The organism is Brevundimonas sp. R86498, assembly GCF_044598075.1.
Classification (GTDB): domain Bacteria; phylum Pseudomonadota; class Alphaproteobacteria; order Caulobacterales; family Caulobacteraceae; genus Brevundimonas.
The window spans coordinates 1825162-1847197 of the sequence record NZ_CP139004.1 but is presented as its reverse complement, the minus strand read 5'-3'; the positions used below and the strand labels follow the sequence as shown (position 1 = coordinate 1847197).

23 protein-coding genes and 2 pseudogenes are annotated in these 22036 nt (G+C 66.3%); 6 read left to right on the top strand and 19 right to left on the bottom strand.

Annotated elements, in window-relative coordinates; genetic code table 11:
- Positions 1-10 precede the first annotated feature (10 nt).
- From SJY26_RS08985 to SJY26_RS08965, 5 genes and pseudogenes are all read right to left on the bottom strand, one after another.
- On the bottom strand, positions 11-916 hold the full coding sequence (locus SJY26_RS08985; protein WP_396592718.1) for a polyprenyl synthetase family protein: 906 nt from the start codon (positions 914-916) through the stop codon (positions 11-13).
- Positions 916-1284: a tRNA-binding protein gene (locus tag SJY26_RS08980; protein ID WP_396592717.1), complete on the bottom strand. Its 369-nt coding sequence runs from the start codon at positions 1282-1284 to the stop codon at positions 916-918. Before SJY26_RS08980 ends, SJY26_RS08985 begins: the two co-directional genes overlap by 1 nt.
- A pseudogene (locus SJY26_RS08975) lies at positions 1284-1536 on the bottom strand (exodeoxyribonuclease VII small subunit). Before SJY26_RS08975 ends, SJY26_RS08980 begins: the two are co-directional and overlap by 1 nt.
- A gap of 47 nt (positions 1537-1583) precedes the next feature.
- Positions 1584-2240, bottom strand: coding sequence for a histidine phosphatase family protein (locus SJY26_RS08970; protein WP_396595733.1), 657 nt, complete (start codon positions 2238-2240; stop codon positions 1584-1586).
- 44 nt (positions 2241-2284) lie between these two features.
- Positions 2285-3205 (bottom strand): histone deacetylase family protein, encoded by a 921-nt coding sequence (locus tag SJY26_RS08965; protein WP_396592716.1) that lies wholly within the window; start codon positions 3203-3205, stop codon positions 2285-2287.
- Positions 3206-3282: 77 nt separating this feature from the next.
- Here SJY26_RS08965 and SJY26_RS08960 point away from each other — a divergent pair, with 77 nt between their 5' ends.
- From SJY26_RS08960 to SJY26_RS08945, 4 genes are all read left to right on the top strand, one after another.
- A complete protein-coding gene (locus tag SJY26_RS08960) occupies positions 3283-3819 on the top strand; it encodes a GNAT family N-acetyltransferase (protein WP_396592715.1) in 537 nt (178 codons plus the stop codon).
- Positions 3820-3839: 20 nt separating this feature from the next.
- The gene (locus SJY26_RS08955; RefSeq protein WP_396592714.1) at positions 3840-5018 is read left to right on the top strand and encodes a VWA domain-containing protein; all 1179 of its coding nucleotides are present in this window, start codon (positions 3840-3842) and stop codon (positions 5016-5018) included.
- Between the two features lie 54 nt (positions 5019-5072).
- Positions 5073-5573: a hypothetical protein gene (locus SJY26_RS08950; RefSeq protein ID WP_396592713.1), complete on the top strand. Its 501-nt coding sequence runs from the start codon at positions 5073-5075 to the stop codon at positions 5571-5573.
- Between the two features lie 128 nt (positions 5574-5701).
- A complete protein-coding gene (locus SJY26_RS08945) occupies positions 5702-7525 on the top strand; it encodes a methyl-accepting chemotaxis protein (RefSeq protein WP_396592712.1) in 1824 nt (607 codons plus the stop codon).
- 136 nt (positions 7526-7661) lie between these two features.
- Here SJY26_RS08945 and SJY26_RS08940 read toward each other — a convergent pair whose 3' ends face one another.
- From SJY26_RS08940 to SJY26_RS08920, 5 genes are read right to left on the bottom strand one after another with little or no spacing between them, the layout of a single operon-like run.
- A complete protein-coding gene (locus SJY26_RS08940) occupies positions 7662-7841 on the bottom strand; it encodes a CsbD family protein (protein ID WP_396592711.1) in 180 nt (59 codons plus the stop codon).
- Positions 7842-7886: 45 nt separating this feature from the next.
- Positions 7887-8366 (bottom strand): NUDIX domain-containing protein, encoded by a 480-nt coding sequence (locus tag SJY26_RS08935; RefSeq protein WP_396592710.1) that lies wholly within the window; start codon positions 8364-8366, stop codon positions 7887-7889.
- Between the two features lie 8 nt (positions 8367-8374).
- Positions 8375-9418 carry a sensor histidine kinase gene (locus tag SJY26_RS08930; protein WP_396592709.1) on the bottom strand — a complete coding sequence of 348 codons (1044 nt, stop codon included), beginning with the start codon at positions 9416-9418 and terminating at the stop codon, positions 8375-8377.
- Positions 9415-9816 (bottom strand): response regulator, encoded by a 402-nt coding sequence (locus tag SJY26_RS08925; protein WP_396595732.1) that lies wholly within the window; start codon positions 9814-9816, stop codon positions 9415-9417. The genes SJY26_RS08930 and SJY26_RS08925 overlap by 4 nt, the downstream gene beginning before the upstream one ends.
- A gap of 26 nt (positions 9817-9842) precedes the next feature.
- Positions 9843-11375, bottom strand: coding sequence for a CHASE3 domain-containing protein (locus tag SJY26_RS08920; RefSeq protein ID WP_396592708.1), 1533 nt, complete (start codon positions 11373-11375; stop codon positions 9843-9845).
- Between the two features lie 116 nt (positions 11376-11491).
- Here SJY26_RS08920 and SJY26_RS08915 point away from each other — a divergent pair, with 116 nt between their 5' ends.
- On the top strand, positions 11492-12208 hold the full coding sequence (locus SJY26_RS08915) for a hypothetical protein (protein ID WP_396592707.1): 717 nt from the start codon (positions 11492-11494) through the stop codon (positions 12206-12208).
- Positions 12209-12281: 73 nt separating this feature from the next.
- A complete protein-coding gene (locus SJY26_RS08910) occupies positions 12282-12626 on the top strand; it encodes a hypothetical protein (protein WP_396592706.1) in 345 nt (114 codons plus the stop codon).
- A 27-nt stretch (positions 12627-12653) separates the two neighbouring features.
- Here the strand turns inward: SJY26_RS08910 and flhA are convergent, their stop codons facing one another.
- From flhA to SJY26_RS08865, 9 genes and pseudogenes are all read right to left on the bottom strand, one after another.
- Positions 12654-14753: a flagellar biosynthesis protein FlhA gene (gene flhA, locus SJY26_RS08905; RefSeq protein WP_396595731.1), complete on the bottom strand. Its 2100-nt coding sequence runs from the start codon at positions 14751-14753 to the stop codon at positions 12654-12656.
- 160 nt (positions 14754-14913) lie between these two features.
- Entirely contained in the window at positions 14914-16311 is a 1398-nt protein-coding gene (locus SJY26_RS08900; protein ID WP_396592705.1) for a sigma-54 interaction domain-containing protein, read from the bottom strand.
- A gap of 36 nt (positions 16312-16347) precedes the next feature.
- Positions 16348-16681, bottom strand: a pseudogene (gene fliN, locus SJY26_RS08895) (flagellar motor switch protein FliN).
- On the bottom strand, positions 16671-17357 hold the full coding sequence (locus SJY26_RS08890; protein WP_396592704.1) for a flagellar assembly protein FlbE: 687 nt from the start codon (positions 17355-17357) through the stop codon (positions 16671-16673). The pseudogene fliN and the gene SJY26_RS08890 overlap by 11 nt, the downstream one beginning before the upstream one ends.
- Position 17358: 1 nt before the next feature.
- Positions 17359-18396, bottom strand: coding sequence for a flagellar motor switch protein FliG (fliG, locus tag SJY26_RS08885; protein WP_396592703.1), 1038 nt, complete (start codon positions 18394-18396; stop codon positions 17359-17361).
- 6 nt (positions 18397-18402) lie between these two features.
- Positions 18403-19962 (bottom strand): flagellar basal-body MS-ring/collar protein FliF, encoded by a 1560-nt coding sequence (fliF, locus tag SJY26_RS08880; RefSeq protein ID WP_396592702.1) that lies wholly within the window; start codon positions 19960-19962, stop codon positions 18403-18405.
- A gap of 147 nt (positions 19963-20109) precedes the next feature.
- Positions 20110-21117: an alpha/beta fold hydrolase gene (locus SJY26_RS08875; protein ID WP_396592701.1), complete on the bottom strand. Its 1008-nt coding sequence runs from the start codon at positions 21115-21117 to the stop codon at positions 20110-20112.
- Positions 21114-21710 carry a uracil-DNA glycosylase family protein gene (locus SJY26_RS08870; RefSeq protein WP_396592700.1) on the bottom strand — a complete coding sequence of 199 codons (597 nt, stop codon included), beginning with the start codon at positions 21708-21710 and terminating at the stop codon, positions 21114-21116. Before SJY26_RS08870 ends, SJY26_RS08875 begins: the two co-directional genes overlap by 4 nt.
- A complete protein-coding gene (locus SJY26_RS08865) occupies positions 21694-22017 on the bottom strand; it encodes a DUF3253 domain-containing protein (RefSeq protein ID WP_396592699.1) in 324 nt (107 codons plus the stop codon). The genes SJY26_RS08870 and SJY26_RS08865 overlap by 17 nt, the downstream gene beginning before the upstream one ends.
- Positions 22018-22036: the final 19 nt, after the last annotated feature.

Sequence of the window (22036 nt, the reverse complement as noted above, 5' to 3'; positions counted from 1 at the left end):
ACGTTTCCTCTCAGGACCTTCGGTTTAGCACGAAGTCCACACTGGCCTTGAGGTTTTCGGCGTCGGCACCGAACACATCAAGGTGGCTGCGGGCCTGATCGGCCAGATGCGCGACGCGATGCCGCGCCTGATCAACGCCGAGAAGGGTCACGAAGTTCGTCTTGCCCTGGGCCGCATCCTTCTGGGCCGCCTTGCCCAGCACCGCCTCATCGCCGTCGAAATCCAGCAGGTCATCGACGATCTGATAGGCCAGACCGATGTCATGCGCGAAGCTGGTCAGGGCCTGGCAGTGTTGCTCGCTGGCTTTCGCCACGATGAGCGGAATTTCGAACGCATAGGTGAACAAGGCCCCGGTCTTGAGCCGCTGCATCCGGGCGACCCCGCCGAGATCATCACGGACGCCGAGCAGGTCGATCATCTGCCCCCCGGCCATGCCGCGCGCGCCAGAGGCCAGCGACAGCCGGGCCGCGAGGGCGCAACGGATGTTGGCGTCCTCGTGGGTGTCCTCATGCAGGATGATGTCGAAAGCGGCCGTCTGCAGCGCGTCACCAGCGAGGACGGCGGTGGCCTCGTCATAGGCGATGTGGAGGGTGGGCCGGCCCCGGCGCATGTCGTCGTCGTCCATACAGGGCAGGTCGTCGTGAACGAGGCTGTAGGCATGGACGCATTCCAAGGCACAGGCCGCGCGCAGAACCGGCCGTTCCTCGATGTCGAACAGCCGCGAGGCCTCCATGGCGAAATAGGGCCGCAGGCGCTTGCCGGGCCCCAGCGCCGCATAGCGCATGGCCTCGGTCAGACGGGATTCCGGGCCGTCGGCGCGAGGCAGGAGTTCATCGAGCGCCACGGTGACGAGGTCGGCGACCTCGGCCACCCGGTCGGCCACCGACTGGACAGGGGCATTGGCGGCCAGACGCATCAGAACAGTCTCCCGCCCACCGGCACATCGCGATCCACGCCCACCAGGACGACCTCTCCGTCTGCATCGGGAAAGCCGAGAGTCAGAACCTCGGACAGGAAGGGGCCGATCTGGCGCGGCGCAAAGTTGACCACGGCGGCGACCTTGCGGCCCTCGAGCTGATCGGGGGTGTAGTGGCGGGTGATCTGGGCGGACGACCGTTTGACGCCGATCGGCTCGCCGAAGTCGATCGTCAGTTTGAAGGCGGGCTTGCGGGCCTCGGGAAAGGCCTCGGCACGGAGAACCTGGCCGACCCGGATGTCGACCGTCATGAAGTCTTCGAAGGCGATCCGGTCCGCAGCGGGGCTGGCAACGGCGGCGGCACCCATCAGCTGAACTCTGCCGGCTCGAGCCCGCGCGCGGCCCCGTCCGCCCCCACCACGATCTTCTCGACCCGCAGTTGGGCCGACTTGAGCCGGGCCTCGCAATGAGCCTTCAGGCGAGCCCCCTCCTCATAGAGAGTGATCGAACTCCTCAAGCGGGGCCTGGCCGGATTCGAGGCGAGACACGATCGCTTCCAGACGCGACAGGGCATCCTCGAAGCTGAGATCGGCGGGAACGGGGGACGCTGGCTCTGACATCGGGACCGACCCTAGAGGCGGTGCGCTTTCGCTTCAACGGGGAAGCGTCAAACCCGCTGGTACCGCCGCTGCGACCAGTAGCGGAAGCCCTGGTTGTGCACGAGCTTCCAGCCGTCCGCCTTCAGTCTGCGGCCGACCATGTGATTGAAATAGCCGTGGGCAAGGACCAGCACATCCTCGCCCGTCGAGGCGCGGGCGATCAGGGTCTGGGCCGCCTGTTCGGCCCGGGCTTCCGCCTCGCGCCGGGTTTCCTGGCCGTCGTGATGATCGAAGGCGTGCCACCAGAAGCGGGCGACCGCTCCCCAATATTTGGGCGGCAGCCGGAACCACGAAGGGAACCGCGGAGGCGGCAGGGGGGCCTCGATGAACAGGACGTCGGATGTAATCTGCCGGCCCGCCGAAACGGCGGTAGCGGTTTCCTGGGCGCGCGGGCGGGTGGAGGCGAAGATCACTCCGGCACCTTCGGCGGCCGCGAGAAGTTCAGGCGGCGGCGTCTGGCCGGCGAGAAGCCCGCCTTCCTCATATTTTGCCCACCATGCACGGTACTGATCGGACGTGAGCAGGCATTTGCGCGACAGGGCCGGCTCGCCGTGACGGGCCAGGGTGATCGTTCCGGGGCGAGCGGGCTTCAGCACGACGCCCGCCGGGGTGTGGCAAGGAGCAGGAGCCGTGACCGGGTCATGTTCGAGCGTGTCTGACGACATGGTGAGCATGGAGGGTGCGCCGGGTTCGCCGACATGGACCTTCCTTACGCCTCCCCCAGGGCCCGGACATGGGCAAGGGCCGAGCGGCCCAGTCCTTCAAGGTCGTAACCGCCCTCCAGCGAAGAGACAACCTTGCCGCCGCAATGGCGTCGCGCGACCTCAAGCACAGCGCGGGTGGCCCAGGCGAAATCCTCGGCCTCAAGGCTCTGGTGGGCCAGCGGGTCGCGGCGATGGGCGTCGAATCCGGCGGAGACGAGAATCAGATCCGGCGCGAACGCATCGAGTGCCGGCATCAGTCCGCCGGCGAATCCGGCGCGCCATGATTCGCGGGCGCAGTGGGGTTCGACCGCGACATTGACGATGTTGCCGACGCCCGTTTCGGACGGAGCCCCGGTGCCGGGATAGAGGGGCATCTGGTGGATCGAGCCGAGGAACAGGGTGTCATCGGCCTCGAAGGCGGCCTGGGTGCCGTTGCCGTGGTGGACGTCGAAATCGATCACGGCGACCCGGGCAAGGCCGAGGCCCTGCGCGACGCGGGCAGCGACGGCGACGTTGGAGAACAGGCAGAAGCCCATGGCCTGGTCGGGTTCGGCATGGTGGCCGGGCGGACGGACGGCGGCGAAGGCGCGGGCGGTCTGACCCTCAGCCACGGCGCGGACCGCGTCGACCACCGCTCCAGCCGCCAGACGGGCCGCGCGGACGCTGCCGGGCGACAGGACGGTGTCGGCATCCAGCTGTGCCAAGCCCGTGGCGGGAGACGCAGAGAGGATCCGGGCCACATACGCTGCGGGATGAATCCGCTCCAGGTCGGCGACCGAGGCCTCGCTCGCCATGCGGCGATCCAGCGAAAGGTCCGCATCCTCAAGCGCCGCCAGGACGGCGGACAGCCGCTCGGGTCGCTCGGGATGACCGGTCCCCGGCGCGTGGGCGATCATGTCGGGGTGGGTAAACAGCGTGACGGACATCCGCAGCAGGATAGGAGCTTGCCCGTCAGGACCCAAGCGGGATTGAGCCCGGGGGCCGTTGACGGCAAACGGGGCCGATGACCGACGTTGTGATCCGCCCTGCCCGCCCCGATGACGCCGTTGCTCTGGGGGCGTTGGGGCACCAGACCTTTCTGGACACCTTCGTCTCCGCCGAGGGCTTCGCCATCCCCTATCCGGCCGGGGATCTGGCGATCTTTGTCGAGGAGAGTTTCAGCCCTGAGGCAACGCGGAAGAAGCTGGCCGAGCCGGGGGCGGCCTGGTGGGTGGCCGAAGGCGGGGACGGCGCGCTGCTGGCCTTCGCCAATGCCGGGCCCAACACCCTGCCCCACCCGGACGCCCGGCCGAGCCACACGGAATTGCGCCGGCTGTATGTCGGCAAGCCGGCGCAGGGGCTGGGACTGGGGACGCGGCTGCTGGCGCAGGCCCTCGACTGGATGGAGGCCCACAGCGACGGGCCGCTGTGGATCGGGGTCTGGAGCGGCAGTGTGAAGGCCCAGAAGCTGTATGCCGGGCACGGATTCGAGAAGGTCGGCGAGTATCAGTACCCGGTCGGGGCCTGGCTGGATGACGAGTTCATCTTGCGGCGCGGCTGATCCGGGCTCAGGTTCGGACCATGCTGCTCCCCTTCTTCACCGCCCTGCGTCAGGCCAAGGTGCCGGTCTCGACCAAGGAATGGCTCCATCTGATGGAGGCCATGGACAAGGATGTGGCCGGGGGCCGGGTCGAGGACTTCTACCATCTGTCGCGCGCCGTCCTGGTCAAGGACGAGAAACACTATGACCGGTTCGACCAGGTGTTCGGGACGGTGTTCAAGGGCATCGAGACGATCGGGGCGGGAGATGAGCCCACGCTTGATGTGCCCGAGGACTGGCTGAAGCTGCTGAACTCCAAATTCCTCACCGATGAAGAGAAGGCCGAGATCGAGGCCATGGGCGGCTTCGACAAGCTGATGGAGACGCTGAAACAGCGGATGGAGGAGCAGAAGGAGCGCCACGAGGGCGGGTCCAAATGGATCGGCACCGGCGGAACCAGCCCCTTCGGCCACGGTGGCTATAACCCCGAGGGCGTGCGCATCGGAGGCCCAGGACAGCACGGGCGGGCGGTCAAGGTCTGGGAGAAGCGCGAGTTCCGCAATCTGGACGACACCGTCGAGCTGGGCACCCGCAACATCAAGGTGGCGCTGCGCCGGCTGCGAAGGTTCGCGCGCGAGGGCGCAACCGAGGAACTCGACATCGACGGCACGATCGACGGGACGGCGCGGCAGGGCTGGCTGGACATCCGGATGCGGCCCGAGCGGCGCAACACGATCAAGGTGCTGCTATTCCTGGACGTCGGCGGGTCGATGGATGGCCACATCAAGCTGTGCGAGGAACTGTTCAGCGCGGCCCGGACCGAGTTCAAGAACCTGGAGTTCTTCTACTTCCACAACTGCCTCTACGAGGGCGTGTGGAAGGACAACCGGCGTCGCCACGGCGAGACGATCCCGACGTGGGACCTGCTGCACAAATACAATGGCGACTGGCGGGCGATCTTCGTCGGGGATGCGACCATGTCTCCGTACGAGGTGACCATGCCCGGCGGCTCGGTCGAGCACTGGAACGAGGAGGCTGGCGCGGTCTGGATGCGGCGGGCGCGGCTGCAGTGGGACAAGTCGGTGTGGTTGAACCCGGTGGCCGAACGGTACTGGAGTTATACGGCCTCGGTGAAGCTGCTGAGTGAGATCATGGACGAGCGGATGTATCCGTTGACGCTGGACGGTCTGGACCGGGCCATGCGAGCCCTCACGCGCTGAAGGGATGCGGAAACGGCCGGTTCGTGGCAGACTGTTGTCTCCGGGAGTAAGCCAATGCTGTCAGCCTTCGCCATCATCTTGGTTCTTCAGCAGGCGGCGGGAAGCACCGTGGTCTGGGAGACCCCTTCAGCGCCGCCAGAACCCGTGGTGGCCGCGCCTGCCGCCGTCAGCGATCTGCCGGCGTGGGCGCTGGCCGATCCGTTTGCCTGGGAAAGGGCTGAGTGCAATCCGATGATCCGGCGCGATTCCTCGCTGGAATCCTGCCAGACGCGGGTTCGGGGCGAGCTGTTCGCAGCACTGGGAGACCGCCTGCCCGCCGGCCTGTTGCCCAGCGGAACACCGGTGCCTTGCCTGGCGACCCCCGGGGAAGACGGAGCCTATCCGGTGCAATGCGGCGTACCGGAGCGCACTGCGGCCGCTGCACCGTCCGCGCAAGCACCGGACTGTCGGCCGCGGCCGACCCGTCAGGGCGGATCAGTGGCCTTTGTCACGGAATGCCGCACCGAGGGCACGGGGGAAAACGGGGGCCTGTCGTTCCGGCTGGGGAAAGACTGATCCGGTCGAGATTGCAGCCCAGTCTCGACGCAAACGCGCGCCTCCGCTCGCAGAACATGGTTACTCATCGTTAGCGTAACGCTGGTACGCGTTCCGGACCATGTTTGGCGTGGCCGGAGAGCGGATCTGTGAAACTGCATCTTTCCATCAAACAGCGGCTGATTGCCTGCCTCGTTGCCCTTGGGCTCGGCATGGCGGCCCTGTCGATCAGCGGGATCACGTCCGAAATGGCGGCCGTCAAACGCACGACGTCGATCGTCGAGGACCGGGTCAAGCCGCTGAGACAGTTGAAGATCATCAGTGATCTGTACGCGGTCAATATCGTCGACACGGCCCACAAGGCGCGCAGCGGCTCCCTGACGTATGCGGATGCGCTGGCGGCCCTGACCCAGGCGGAGAGCGGAATCGCCGAAAACCTCGAAGCCTATCGAAGCACCGCGATGACGGTGGAAGAGGTTGAACTGAACCGCCAGGTCGACATCCTGCTTCCCGCAGCCAATGCGGCCGTGGCGGATCTGCACGAAATCCTCGCGACCGGAAACGACCCCGCGCTCATCGCCTTCATCGACACGCGCCTGTATCCGGCCATCGATCCCCTGACCTCGGAGATCAGCAAATTGGTCGATCTGCAGATCCGGGTTTCCGTGGAGTCCGGAGAGGCCGCAGAACAGGCGTCGGTGACAGCCCTGTCCATTATCGGCCTCACCGTCGTGATCGGGGCCTTGTTGCTGGCGTTCGCGGCCTATGTCGTCGTCCGTCAGGTCAGCAGGCCCTTGGCTCGAATGACTTCTGCCATGCGGCGTCTGGCCGACGGAGACCATGCCATCGACGTGCCGGGTGAGGGTCGACGCGATGAAATCGGCGAGATGGCCGGGGCCATGGTCGTGTTCAAGTCCAATGCGGTCGCCAAGATTCGGGCCGACGCCGCGGCGGCCGAGGCCAAGGAGCGGTCGCAAGCCGAGCAGAAGGCGGCCGCTGCACGGGCGGTGGCGGAACAACAGGCCCTCGTCATCGACTCCTTCGGAGTCGCGCTCGCCCGGATCGCGGAAGGCGATCTTTCCTGCCAGATCACCCAACCCCTGCCGACGGAGTACGAACGCCTGCGTCAGGACTTCAACAGCGCGATCACCAAGCTGGCCACCGCCATGCAAGGGGTGATCCGAAACGCCACCTCCATCCGCTCCGCCAGCAAGGAAATCTCCATCGCGTCCGACGAACTGTCGCGCCGGACCGAAAACCAGGCCGCAGGATTGGAAGAGACGGCCGCCGCCCTCGATGAAGTGACCGCCACGGTCGCGAGGACCGCCGGCGGCGCACGCGACACCCGCAAGGCGGTCAGCGACGCCAATCAGAGCGCGCGCGAGAACAGTGCGGTCGTCGCCGAAGCTGTCAGCGCCATGACCGCCATCGAGGCATCGGCACAGCAGATCAACCAGATCATCGGCGTGATCGACGAGATCGCCTTCCAGACCAATCTTCTGGCCCTCAATGCCGGGGTCGAGGCCGCCCGCGCCGGAGACGCGGGTCGTGGCTTTGCCGTCGTCGCTTCAGAGGTCCGGGCACTGGCCCAGAGGTCAGCCGAAGCCGCGCGGGAGATCAAGACTTTGATCAGTGCCTCGACCGCCCAGGTCGAGGGCGGTGTTGCGCTTGTCAGCCGGACCGGGGACGCCCTGCGCGACATCACCGATCAGGTCGCCCGCATCGATGCCCTGGTCGCCGAGATCGCGTCCGGAGCAGAAGCCCAGGCCTCGGGCCTTGTCCAGGTGAATGCCGCGGTCCACGGGATGGATCAGACCACGCAGCAGAACGCGGCCATGGTTGAGGAAACCACCGCAGCCAGCCATTGCCTTGCCGAGGAGGCCCGCAGTCTCGAAGCCCTTATGGCGCAGTTCCGGATCGAGCCTGCGACCGCCATGGGGCTTCCCTCGGCGGAACCGCGAAAGGCGGCCTGATTGCCATCGACCGGGCTGAGGGATCCGGAGAGACGCCCCGCCCGCCGGACGACCCCGCACGAAAAAGGGCGCGCCATCGGCGCGCCCTTTTCGCGTTCATACCCGCCCCACAGATCGCCATGGAGCGATCGTCGGCCTATTTGTTCTCGCGAACAGCATCCTTGACGCCACCGACGGAGTTCTGGACCTTGCCCTCGAGCTGGTCCGCCTTGCCTTCGGCTTTCAGTTTCTCGTCACCCGTCAGCTTGCCGGCGGCTTCCTTGATATTGCCGCCAGCGGTTTTGGCGGCACCTTCGATACGGTCATGATCGGCCATGGGGAGTTCCTGACATTTGACGTCGCCACACCGGCGACGCTTCGGTCAGGAAAGCGGACGGGCGGCCCCGGCGTTCCGTATGGTGTCGCTTGCGGTCTGGCGAAGCCAGGTCGCGACGGCCCAGGCGTGGGCATCGTGACGGAGGCTGGACAAGGCAGCCACGGGGTCGAGCCAGACCAGCTCATGGTCAGGCTCGATCTTGCGCCCGGGCGTGAGAGACACGCTGTCGCACAGCCAGAAGCCGGCGAGATTGTTGACCGGAGCCTCGTCGGACCGGAGGAAGAATTGCCCGGCTTCCGCGATCCGCTCCAGCGGACGGACCGTCATCCCGGTCTCCTCGACGAACTCCCGGACAAGCGCCTGTTCCTCGCTCTCATCGCCATCAATGGCCCCGCCGGGAAGATCGAAATAGGGGGTGTCGCGCGTCACGCGGACACAGGCGAGCCGTCCCTCCTGGAAGACCAGGCCGAAGGCGGCAGGGCGTGGCTGATGGAGAACACCGGTCTTCGGCGTGCCGAACTGCAACGACGGCTTCACAGGTCGAAGGCCAGATGAGCACGGACACCCTTGTGCGCTCCGTCGAACTCAACCGCAGACCGAAGGCCCGAGGCCATGGCGGTGATGATCTTGCCCCCCAGGCCGGTCCCCTTGGGCTTGCCATCACCGAGACCGGGGCCGTCGTCCTCAACCGTCAGTATTGCGCGGCGGCCATCGGCGTCGGGCACAAGGATCACGCGGATCTCGCCCATCTGGCCCGGCGCATAGGCATATTTCACGGCGTTCGTCACCAGTTCGGTCACCACCACACCAAGCGAGACGGCCTGATCGGTCGAGACCCGAAGCGGGGCGGCCTGCAGAGCAATGCGGGGCGAGCTTTCGCCCGGGGCAAGGGACTTCGACAGCTCATCCACCAGACCGTCGAGATAGGCCTGCATGTCGACCGTCTCCATGTCCCCGGACGTGTAGAGCCTGCGATGGACATGGGCGACCGCCTCGATCCGGGCCTGGGCCTCGCGCAGGGCGTCGCGGGCCCCTTCATTGACCAGATGGCGCAGTTGCAGCGACATGAAGGTCGACACCAACTGCAGCGAATTGCCGACGCGGTGATTGACCTCTCGCAACATGGCCTCGGCGCGATCCCGAGCCAGACGCACCTCTTCCTGGGCCTGTTCGTTCTCCCGCTCGAGCCGGCGACGCAGGAGGGCGTCTTCCAGGGCCGAGCGCAGCAGGGCGGTGAAATCCTCGGAAACGTCCTTGATCACATAGTCGGCGGCCCCGGCGCGCAGGGCCGCGACAGCAATCCGCCCTTCTTGGGCCCCGGTTACATAGACGACAGGCGGCGGAGCGGGACGATGCAGAAGGTCAGGCAGAACGTCGAGCCCGTCCCGGCCCGGCATGTAGTGATCGAGCGCGCAGACATCGAAGTCGTCGGCGTCGAGGGCGGCCACGCCGGCATCCCCGTCCACCGCCAGCGTCACCTCGTAGCCGTGACGGCCGAGTTCCTTCTGAACCAGGCGCGAGAGGCCACGGTCGTCGTCAATATACAGAAGCCGGATGGGTGGCACTCCGGGGGTCATTCGATCTCCGGGGCCTGCATGACTGACAGGAACAGGCCAAGCTGACGGATCGCTCCCGCGAAACTCTCATAGTCGACCGGCTTGGTGATGTAGACGTTGCAGCCCAGATCATAGCAGCGCTGGATCTCGGTCTTGTCGTCCGTCGTGGTCAGGACGACGACCGGTGCCCGCTTCAGGCGATCATCGCGTTTGACCTCGGCGAGGATGTCGGTGCCGCTCATATCCGGCAGGTTCAGGTCGAGCAGGATCAGCATCGGGCCGTTGGCCCGCACCTCCTCGCTGAAGAGATAGTCGAGCGCCGGCTGGCCGTGATCGAAATGGACGATCTCGTTCAGGATATTGGCCCGGCGGATGTTCTTCTCGATCAGCCTGGCATGACCATGGTCGTCCTCAACCATGACGATCTTGACGGGATTGCTGTTGGTCACACGGTGTCTCCGGCCGGTTCGAGGATCAGGCGTTTGGGGAATTTCAGGCGGAATGTCGAGCCTTCGCCCGGGACAGACTCGACGTCGATCGAGCCCCCCAGACGGCGAACACTGTTGCGTACGAAGGCCAGTCCGAGGCCCTCGCCCTGGCGGTCCTGACGTCCTGCCCGGCGGAAGAGCTCAAAGATGCGTTCGTGGTCGCGGGCCGCGATACCGCGGCCATTGTCCGTAATGGTATATTCGACCCAGCCGCCCGACAGATCCCTGCCCGAGACCTCGATCCGGCCCGGACGGGACGCATCGAGGTATTTCACCGCATTGTCGATGAGATTGCCGATAATCTGCTCCATCGACAGTCGATCACTTTCGAACGGCACGATCTCTCCCACGACGAACTCGGTGTTGCTGGCCTCAATCTGGTGCCGCACGCTGTCGGCGATACGGGAGGCCATGGTCCCGACATCAAGGAGTTCCGGCACAAGGTTGCGTCGACCCTCGCGGGAGAGCTTCAGAATGGCGTTGATGAGCCGGTCCATCTTCTCCGTCGAGGCGCGGATGAAACCGACCGCCTCGGGGATATCTTCCCGGGCCGCGGTCAGCGCGTCCTGTTCGACCAGACCCGGCGCCAGCGTTTCGACCCTGGTCATCTGGAGATCGATGGTCCGCCCGGCCTGTTCGAGTTCCGCTGTGTAGCCCATGACATTGACCAGTGGGGACCTGAGGTCATGGCTGACGATATAGGCGAACCGCTGGACCTCCTCGTTCGCCCGAACGAGGGCAGCCGTGCGCGCGCGGACGATGTCCTCGAGGCCAGCATTGATGCGGTCAACATCGGCCTGAGCCTGTCTCAACTCATCAAGATAGCGGCGGACCAGCAGCAGCACGACCCCGGCCAGAAGGACGATGAGCAGCGCGGCAACAGCATTGACGACGATCGTAAACACCGCCGAGCTTTCAGACCGGGCCGTCTGTTGCGCGACACGGGCCCCAAGTTCTGCATCCAGATCGGCCATCTCGGCGTCGAGCGCGTCCATCAGTTGCTTGCCGCGACCGGAACGGACCTGGGCCAGGGCATCGGCAGTACGCCCCTGCCGCGCCAGATCGATGATGCCGGACATTTCGATGAACTTGTCACGCGAGAGCCGGGTCAATGCCTCGGCTGACGCCAAGCCGACCGGATCAGCCTCCGCCAGCCGCTGCAGCCGCTCGAGCAGACGCGGTCCGGCCTCGCTGGACTGTTCATAGGTGCGAAGGAACACCGGCTGACCGGTCAAGAGATAGCCCCGTTGTGCCGTCTCTGCGTCCTTGAGGTTGAGCAGCACAGTTCTGGCACCGCGGCGCAACTGCCAGGTGGTCTCCACCTGCTCGTTGAAGGCCGCCGTGCGCTGGATCAACACGAAAGTGCTGAGGTTGACCAGCAACAACAGGGCGAGTGCACCGCCGAGCAGGAGCACAATGGAACGGCCGAGGGTCTGTTCCCGCAGGAACCGGGCGAGACGCGACAGGGCGCTGGAGAAGGCAGAGGACATGGCTGTCACGCTTTAACTGTACACATTCGCGTGTCCAGTGAAGTCATTCGCGGGGCAACCTGTGCTGATGCAAAGCATTTGGGTTAGCAAGCTGTACCGTTTGGGGAGTGGGGCGAATGTTCTGGTGGTGGTGGATTGCGCCGACGGCGATCGCGATTGTCGGTGGTCTGATCCTGATATCGGGCCTTGCCTCTCTGTTCAGGGGACGCCTGCTGGGCGGACTTTTGGGGACGGCCGGAGGGGGCGTTCTGCTGGCTGCGGCACTGGCCGGTGCCTTGCTTGGGCAAAATATCCAGACTTACGCGCGGCTGACCTATGAGCGGCCGGTGGCCAGCCTGTCGATCCGGCAACTGGCACCGCAGTATTTCGAGGCGACGGTGACCCGCCCGGCGGACGGGGAACAGCCCGAACAGACGGCCGTCTATCCGATCCACGGCGATGAGTGGCGGATGGAGGCCCAGGTCCTGAAATGGAAACCGTGGGCCAATGTGGTCGGTCTCGACTCCCAGTATCGCCTCGATCGCCTTTCCGGGCGGTATCAGGATATCGAACTGGAACGGACCGGGGCCCGGAGCGTCCACGCCCTGTCCGGGGGCGAGCCGGAGACCAGACCGTTTGCGGCCCTGCCGTGGTCGCTGAGCGTGTGGGACACAGCTCGCAAATACCGGCGCTACATCGATGCCGTCGACACACTGTATGGCTCAGCCGCCTATATGCCGATGGCGGACGGGGCGACGTATGAGGTGTGGATCACCCAGTCGGGACTGATCGCGCGGCCGACGAACGAGGCGGCGCGAGCGGCGTCGGCAGGCGGGTTCGTGCGGGTCGAGTAACGTCATTGCGACTGGCCTGAACAGGCCGGAGGTGATGGTCTGCCGGACCGATGCAGTTCTGGTGGAGTTTTCGATGAAGTCCTTGCCCCTGGCGGCGCTCGCCGCCCTTCTTCTCTCACCAGCGCCGGTGATGGCCCAGAGCGTCGGGCCCGCAGGCGTCCAGCCGCCGCCCCGTGATCTGCCCCCGCGTGACACTTCGCCCGCGGGGCATGAAGCCAGAGGCGTCCAGATTGAAGTCGAGAGGCAAATGTTCGATCGCATGACACGGGATATCAGCCCGGTTCGATTGAGGCGCGCCGAACAGGCCGCCGCCCTGATCAATGCCGGAGATTGCGCGGGGGCCAGGGCGTTCGTGCTGCAGCAAGGGGACCGACGTCTGGCGGACCGCGTTGCAGAGGTCTGTTCCGCCGACAATTGAGTCCCCGTCGGGCCGCTTCAGGACGGATCAGACCGAGCCCAAGGTCCGCAGGCGGGCCTTGGGATGAACCTCGTTCTGGCTCATCACCACGGTCTGGCCGCGGAAGCGTTCGATGATCGAGCGGACGTAAGGCCGGATCTGCGGTCCGGTCAGGAGGATGGCGCTCTCGCCCGACATGGCGGCGCGTTCGAACACGTCCCGGACGGCGCGGATGAAGTCCTGAAGCCGCGACGGGGCCATGGCCAATTGCTTGTCCTCACCGGCCCCGACGAGGGACTCGGCGAAGGCGGCTTCCCAATCGGGTGAGAGGGTAATGATGGGCAGGGCTCCGTCCTCGCCCCGGTGCTGCCAGCACAGTTGCCGGGCGAGCCGGGTGCGGACGTGCTCGACCAGGGTGGTGACCGATGAGGTGTGCGGCGCGGCCTCGGCCAGACCTTCCAGGATCGCCGCGAGATCGCGAATCGAGACCTTCTCGCGCAGCAGGGCCTGGAGCACACGCTGCAGCGTGGTGACCGTGACGACCGAGGGCATCAGTTCGCTGACCAGCTTTTGCTCTTCCGGCCCCAGTTCCTTGAGCAGCTTCTGAACCTCGGCATAGCTGAGCAGCTCGGCCATGTTCTCTTTGAGGATCTCGGTGAGATGGGTGGTGAGGACAGTGGAGGGATCGACGATGGTGTAGCCGCGGAAGGTGGCCTCCTCGCGCAGGTTCTCGTCGATCCAGGTCGCGGGCAATCCGAAGGCCGGTTCCTTGGTGTGTTCGCCGGGCAGCTCGACCTGACGGCCGGCGGGATCCATTGCCATCAGCGACCCAAGGCGGACTTCGCCCTGACCGGCCTCCATCTCCTTGATGCGGATGGCATACCCCTGGCTGGGCAGGCGCATGTTGTCGAGGATCCGGACCGACGGCATGACGAAACCATACTCCTGGGCCAGGGCCCGGCGCAGGGCACGGACCTGATCCGTCAGGCGCCGGCCCTCCAGATCATTGATCAGGGTCAGCAGGGAGTAGCCCAGCTCGATCTTCACCTCATCGATGGTGAGAGCCGTACCGATCGGCTCCTCGACTTCCTCACGCGGCTTGCCCGCCGCCTCGGCCGCCGCCAGTTCGGCTGCGGTTGGCTGGGGTTTGAGCTTTGCCCGGCCCAGACGCCACGCCATGAACCCGGCTCCGGCGGCCAGGGCGGCGAAGGGAATGATCGGCATGCCGGGGATCAGGGCCAGCAGACCCGAGGCAGCGGCGACCATGCCCAGACTGACAGGATTGGTGGCAAGCTGGGCGACCAGGGCCTTGTCGGCCGAGCCCTCGACGCCGGCCTTCGACACGAGGAAGCCTGCTGCAATCGAGATGATGATGGCGGGCACCTGGGTGACGAGGCCGTCCCCGATGGTCAGCTGGATGTAGGTGTTCGCCGCGTCGCCGATCGGCATGCCGTGCTGGATCGCACCGATCAGTATGCCGCCGATGGCATTGATGAAGACGATGATGAGACCGGCGACCGCGTCGCCGCGAACGAACTTCGACGCGCCGTCCATGGCCCCGAAGAAGGTCGATTCCTGCTCCAGTTCCTTGCGGCGCAGCTTGGCCTGTTCCTCCGTGATCAGACCGGACGACAGATCGGCGTCAATGGCCATCTGTTTGCCGGGCATGGAATCGAGGGTGAAGCGGGCCGAGACCTCGGCGATCCGGGTCGAGCCCTTGGTGATGACGACGAAGTTCACCACCAGGATGATGGCGAAGATGATGATCCCGATGATGAAACTGCCGCCCATCATCAGTTCGCCAAAGGCGTTGATGACCTGACCGGCCGCATCGTGGCCCTCGTGGCCATGGGTCAGGACCAGCCGGGTAGAGGCCAGGTTCAGGCCCAGACGGAACAGGGTCGAGACCAGAAGCACGGTCGGGAAGATGGCGAAGTCCAGCGGCCGCTTCATCATCAGCGCCGTCATCAGGATCAGCACCGATGACACCAGACTGATGGCCAGCAGCAGGTCCAGCAGAAAGCTGGGCACCGGCAGGATCAGCAGCAGGATGACGCCGATGACGCCGACCGCCATACCGACCTCGCCGCGGAGCAGCCAGCCGCGGATGTCCGCGCCGGAAGGACGGGCCATGCCGTCCTTCATCATGGTGGGCGCGTCCGGGGTGACGGGTGTATCGGTCATGGGCGGTTCAGGACCATCAGGGCCGAACAAGGGGCCTCAGCAACGACCGCTCCGGCGTCGATCGAGGGCGCACAGGCGGGCCGGCCAAGCGCATCCTGCCCTGTCTCACCCCCGCGCCTGTTCATCAGGCCGCGCTCACGCCGTAGCCGCCGGTGGCGATGCCGGTCTGGGGCGCGATGATCTGGACGCCTTCATCGGCGTATTCGTTCAGCTTGTTGCGCAGGGTGCGGATCGAGATGCCGAGGATATTGGCCGCATGGGTGCGGTTGCCGAGGCAATGGGTCAGGGTGTCCAGGATGAGGGTCTTTTCCATCTGGGCCACGGTCTGGCCGACATAGGCGCGGCTGACGGCGTCGGCCGTCTGGGCGGCCCGGCCCGCGACGCTGTTATCCCCATGCGCGCCCACAGCCCCCGTCAAGGGTTGACCGTCGGGCAGACGGATGGCTTCGGCGTCGATCTCGGGCCCCACAGCCAGCAGAACCGCGCGGTGCATGGCGTTTTCGAGCTCACGCACATTGCCGGGCCAGCGGTGGGCGGCCAGCGCGCGACGGGCGTCGGGAGACAGCGGGCGAACCGGGACTCCGTTGGCGGCGGCGTACTTCCTGACAAAATGATCCGCCAGCACAGCCACGTCACCGGGACGTTCGCGCAGGGCGGGGAGACGCAGGTTGACGACGTTCAGGCGGTACAGAAGGTCCTCGCGGAACGTGCCCTCGGCGACGGCCTTGGCCAGATCCCGGTTGGAGGTGGCGATGATGCGGATGTTGACCGGGACCGGCTTGGTGCCGCCGACGCGGTCGATGATCCGCTCCTGGATCGCCCGCAGGAGCTTGGCCTGAAGCCGCGCATCCATCTCGCTGATTTCGTCCAGCAGCAGGGTCCCGCCATCAGCCTCCTCGAACTTGCCAATGCGGCGGGCGACAGCGCCGGTGAAGGCCCCCTTCTCGTGCCCGAACAGCTCGGACTCCAACAGGTTGTCGGGGATGGCGGCGCAGTTGACGCTGATAAAAGGCCGCTCGGCACGCTTGGAGTGCTGGTGCAGGTAGCGCGCCATGACCTCCTTACCCACACCGCTTTCGCCGGTGATCAGGATGGACGCTTCGGACCGGGCGACCTGGTCAGCCAGTTTGATGACGGCCTGCATCGAGGGATCGGCCGAGATCAGCGGCCGTTCGTCATCGGCCACGGCGGCGAGGACGGCGGCGATCAGATCGGCTTCGGGCGGGAGCGGAATGAACTCCTTGGCGCCGGCCCGAATGGCGGCGGCGGCCTTGCCCGCATCGTTGTCGACCCCGCAAGCGACCACAGGGACGAAGATCCGCTCCAGCTCGTTGGCGGCGATGAGGCCGGCGATGTCGAGATTGTAGTCGACCATCAGCAGGTCGGCCCCCTGCCCGCGCCGGAGTTGTTCCGTCGCCTGGTCCGTGCGCTCGACGTGATTGACCTTGGCGCCGTGCGCCATGGCCATCTTCACCGCCGCCGCGAGCTGGCCCGAAAGCCGTCCGACCACCAGAAGCCGCATGGGTCTTCTCCTCTATTCCGTTCGCGATCCGGACGCCTAGGCGTTCGAATCCTCGATCTTGATGATTTCCGTCATGGTCACGCCCAGGCGATCCTCGACGACGACGACCTCCCCGCGGGCGACCAGACGGTTGTTGACGAAGATGTCGATGGCCTCGCCGACCTTGCGGTCCAGCTCCAGCACCGAGCCGCGGTTCAGCTTCAGCAATTGGGCCACCGTCATATGAGCCTTGCCGAGCACGGCGGAGATATTGACGGGAACGTCGAAGACAGTGGCGAGGTCTGCGGCAGACTTGTCCCCGGCGTCGTCGACTGTTGCGAGAGCCGTGGATTTCGGGAAACTCTTCGAGGGCGAGATCGTCAGCGGCCATGTGAGGTCACTCCCGGGGATGAAGGGGCGGAGGCCAGCGATTCGGCGTGACCCGCCTCGGCCGCGAGGGCCGAGGTCAGGGCCATCGAGATGCGGTCGGCGGCGGCGGCGGGATCAAAGTCGGCGCGACCGTCTGCCCATTCCAGCTGGAAGGCCGCGAGCGGCAGGGCTGGATCCTCGCGGAACGCCACCAGACCGGAAAAGCCGGCGTCCGCGCACAGGGCCTGCAGGCTGGTGCGGGCGGCGTCGTCCAGACCACCGGCCCGGATAACCAGCCGGGGCGTGGCGTCGATTTCCTGACCGAGCGCCTCAAGCGCCGACTGCAGTGGTCCAGTGGGCAGCCGCTCGAGCGACGCCGCAGCAATCACCCGGGCAGCGGCGAGCGCGAGGTCAACGGCCTGCTCGCGATGAACCTGGGCGACCTGTGTCAGGGCCGGAGCGGCGGACGCAAGAGCCTGGCCAATGGCGGACAGGGCCATGGCCCGGATGCTCTCGACCTCGGCCAGTGCCGCCTCGCGCGCCTCCAGTCGGCCCTGGGCAACCAGGGCCTCGACCTCGGCGGGCATGTAGGTTCGTTTGATCGGCCTGAAGCTCGAAGCACGAACGACCGTACCGGCACCGTCGAACTCGGTGTCGAAGACGAAGGGGCGGCTGTTCACGGGTGCGGGATCGGTCATGTCAGTAGATCAGCTCGTCGTCGCCGGCGGCCCCGGCCAGCATGATCTCGCCGCGCGCCGCGAGATCCTTGGCCACCTGGACCATCGTCATCTGGGCGCTGTCGACGTCCTTGAGGCGGACGGGGCCCATCGATTCCATGTCCTCGCGCATGATCTTGGAGGCGCGTTCGGACATGTTGGTGAAGAACATCTCACGCAGGACCTCGGACGCGCCTTTGAGGGCGAGGGCCAGTTGATCCTTCTCGACGGCACGGAGCAGGGTCTGAACCCCGCCCGGGTCCAGCTTGTTGAGATCCTCGAACACGAACATCAGCGCACGGATGCGCTCGGCAGCCTCGCGATTGCGCTCCTCCAGGGCACCAATGAAACGGGCCTCGGTCTGACGATCGAAAGCGTTGAAGATATCGGCCATGGCCTCGTGGCTGTCGCGCTTCGAGGTCCGCGCGAGGTTGGACATGAACTCGGTGCGCAGCGTCTGTTCGATCTTGTCGAGGATATCGCGCTGCACGGGCTCCATGCGCAGCATTCGCTGGACGCATTCGAGGGCAAAATCCTCCGGCAGGGCCGTCAGAACGCGCGCGGCATGGTCCGGCTTCACCTTGGAAAGAACCACGGCGACCGTCTGGGGATATTCGTTCTTCAGATAGTTGGCGAGAACCGCCTCGTTCACATTGCCGAGCTTGTCCCACATGGTCCGACCGGCCGGACCACGGATTTCTTCCATCAGGCCTTCGACCCGATCGGCGGGCAGGAAGGACGCGAGCAGACGCTGGGTCTGCTCGAAGCTGCCCATCACCGCCCCGGAGGCGGACATCCCCGAGACGAACTCGACCAGCAGCTCCTCGACCACGGCCGCCGAGACCGTGCCGAGACCCGCCATGGCCTGGGAGATTTCCTTGACCTCCTCGTCGTCGAGGCCCTGCCACAGGCTGGTGTGCTCCTCGCCCAGCGACAGCAGGATGACGGCGGCCTTTTCCGGGCCGGTCAGCTTCTTGGCGTCGTCAACGGAAGCCTTCTTGTTGGAGACCCGGGCGACCATTATTCTTCATGCACCCAGGCGCGGAGGATCGCGGTGGATTTCCTCCGGATGCATCGCGACGAAGTCTGCGACCTTCTTGACCGAGGACGCCTTCACCTGGCCGTCGATCCGGGCGATATCGAGCCTCTGCTCGATGTCGGATGGCGGCAGTAACTGACCCGGGGCACCACCGACGACGGTTGTCTGCAGAGCCGTGACCGGGACACCTCCGCTGGACGCCACCGCCGCCGTGCCGCCCGAGGCTTTCAGCAGGGGACGCAGCACGAAGAAGATCAGGAGCAGGGCCGTGACCAGCAGGACCAGAAGCTCCACGCCACGGAGGATGTCGTTCTTGGTGAAGTTGAGCAGGGGCGAACCGCCATCGGTGCCACCGGCAGTGACCAGGGCGTCCCGGTTGAACCGGACATTGGTCACGCGAACCTGGTCGCCCCGGGTTTCGTCATAGCCCATGGCCGCCTTAACCAGATCCTCGATCTGCGTGATCTCCTCGGCCGAGCGAGGTTCGTAGGCAGGCTCGCCGCCCGGCTCCGCCGCTGGAGTCAACTTGCCGTCCACGGCAACGGCGACCGACAGTTTGCGGACCTCACCGGGCTCCTTGACCGTCGTGGTTGTGGTGTTCGAGATCTCGTAGTTGGTGGTCTCACCGGTGACACTTTCGGTCGAGCCTGCGGGCGCGTTGGCCGGCGCCTCACCACCCGGGATATTGTTGGCCGCCGTGGCTCCGCCATCGGCGACGCCAGTGGTATCCGCCGACTGGGAGCCGTTGGCCGAGGTCGAGCGCACGACCTGACCGTCGGGGTCGAATTTCTGCTCCTGGGTGGTGGAGCGGCTCATGTCGATGTCAGCCGTGACCTGGACCCGGGCCGCCCCCGGCCCGACCACGCCCTCGACCAGATCCCTGATGCGAGCCTGCAGCTGGGCCTCTGTCGACGTCTTGGCCTCCTCGGCGCTGGCAGAGGTGAAACCTTCATCCGTTCCGGCGGCGAGGGTCTGGTTGGTCTCGTCGACGACCGTGACACGGTCCGGCTTGAGGTTCGGCACCGACGAGGCGACCACGTTGCGAATGGCCCTGACCTGGTCGACGCTCAGCGCCCGCCCACCCAGCCCGACGACCACCGCAGCGGTCGGCTGGGCCGCGTCCGCCTGGAACAGCTCGCGCCGCGGCAGGGCGATCTGGACCCGGGCTGACGAGATACCGCGCATCGACATGATGGTGCGGGCGAGCTCGCCCTGAAGGGCCCGCTGCTCATTGATCTGTTGCTGGAACTCGGTCTGGCCCAGCACCGACTGGGTATCGAACAGCTCGTAGCCAACCGAACCGGAGGTCACGAGCCCCTTGCCGGCCAGCATCAGCCGCGCCGTACCGACGTCGTCGCGGTTGACCATGATGGTCGAGCCGTCTCCACGGGTCGAATACTTGATCCCGGCCTGATCGAGTGACGTTGTGATCTCGCCCGCCTCGCGCAGGTCGAGATTGGAGTACAGAAGCGCATCGGGCGCCTGACCGACGCGCAGCATCAGCGCGACCAGAACGGCGGCGACGCCGGCTCCGACGCCGAGGACCATGGCGAGCCGCCCGATCCCGAATCTCTGCAACGCCGCCGTGAAGCCGCCCACGCGTCCCCGCCCACAAGACCATGCGGGGGATACCGGTCACCCCCCGCTAGGCAGAAAGTGCCGCGTGTCTGGTTAACGGCGGTTTAAGTGTCGAGGTTAGCGGCGAAAAATCTCGTCATTGAGGGCCTCGCGAACGTCCCCCGCCCCCGACGGCAGGAGGGCGTCAGGCGCACCGAGAATGGCGGCGACATCGCCGAAGACCACTTCCGCCTGAAGGTCCCGGTTCAGCAGATGCCAGCCGTCAGGATACCAGGCTGTGCGCAGGTTGGCGGGCTCTCCCGAACGATCCAGCGCGCGGCGCATCGGCACCCGCTCGATGATCTGGTCGTGGGCTCCGTACATCAGCAGTGTCGGGACCCGTACCTGTCCCAGCCGGACCGAGGCGCTTTCCATCAGATCCACCAGACCAGACAGGGTGTCGAACCGGGTGGTGCGTATGAAGCGGGGATCATTACCATTGGTGACCAGCTCGATCAGGTTGTCGGTGGCCCGGATATCGCGAACGGCCCAGTCCGGCGGCTCCACCGCCCGGTCACCCAGCAGCCGGGCCGCGAGCCACAGGCTGGCGCGATTGGGAAGGCTCTGGCTGGACCAGCCCCAGACCGCGGGGGCCAGCAGGATCAGCTGGTCGGCGGCGGGTGGCCGTTCGGAGGCGAAGGCTGAAATGGCCACAGCCCCGCCCATGCTCTCCCCCACAACCGCGATCGGGAGATGTGGATGACGGGCCCGAACGAGGGCGACGACCGCGCGGAGATCGCCCACCATCTGCCCCTCGCCGGCCCAGGTGCCCCGGCCGGGGGCCGCGCCGAAGCCCCGCTGGTCGTAGGCATAGGTTGCGATCTGATGCTCGGCCCACCAGGGGCCGGCAAGCCGGAATGCTGCGGAATGATCGTTCATGCCATGCAGGGCGACGATGACCGCCCGGGGTTGCCCTTCAGGAGCCCAGCGGCGGTAGGGCAGCCGCGCGCCGTCCTCCACGACAAACGCGGCCTGTTCAATGCGCGGACCGGAGAAGCCGACCGCGGGCATCAGGGGCGGCTGGACATAGGGGCTGGTACAGGCCGCCAGCAGAAGCAGGGTGATGAAAGCAAATGCGCGGGTCATGCGGCCAGAATGTCCCGGACCCTCTGGCGAAGATACGGCACCACCTCGACCTCGAACCACGGATTGCGCCGCAGCCATGCGGTGTTGCGCCACGACGGATGTGGCAGGGGCAGGATGGACGGAGCATGGTCGCGCCACGCCCGGACGGTCTCGGTCATATTCACTCCCGCGCGGCTGCCGAGCGCCCAGGTTTGCGAATAGCCGCCGACCAGCAGGGTCAACTCCATCTGCGGCAGCGCGCCCAGTAGCCGGGGCCGCCACAGGGCCGCGCAGCGGCGGGGCGGCGGATAGTCCCCTCCCCCCGGCGCGGTGCCCGGGTAGCAGAAGGCCTGGGCGGCCACGCCGATGCGGGGATCGCCGTAGAAGGTGGCAGAGTCGATGCCCAACCAATCGCGAAGTCGATCGCCGGACGGGTCGGTGAACGGCAGGCCGCTTTCATGCACCCGACGGCCGGGGGCCTGACCGCAGATCAGCAGGCGGGTTTCAGGAAAGACCCGCACGACCGGGCGCGGCTCATGCGGCAGGTCGCCGATACAGGCGCGACAGGCGCGGATGTCCGCAAGAACGGCGTCGAGATCAGGCGAAGTCGTCATCATCCCCGGCGACGGCCGGCGGCAGCAGGGCGAGGGCCGCGGCGGTCTCGGCCTCGGTCGGCAGGCGCAGACGGGTCACGCCCCGGAAGTTGGCAGGATCGACCACCTTGCCCTTCTTGGTGATGGTCAGGCGGCCCTGACGCATCAGGCCCAGGGCCGTGGCGCGCACCTTGGGCAGCATGCGCTGCCACTGCTCGGCCTGCAGGGCCTTGGCCACGTCGGAGGGTTCGACGGACTTGCCGCCAACGCCCTTGGGATCCGCCCTGGACAGGGTTTCAAAAATTGCTGCTTCGATTGGGTCGCTCATCGCGCCTATATGCTGCACT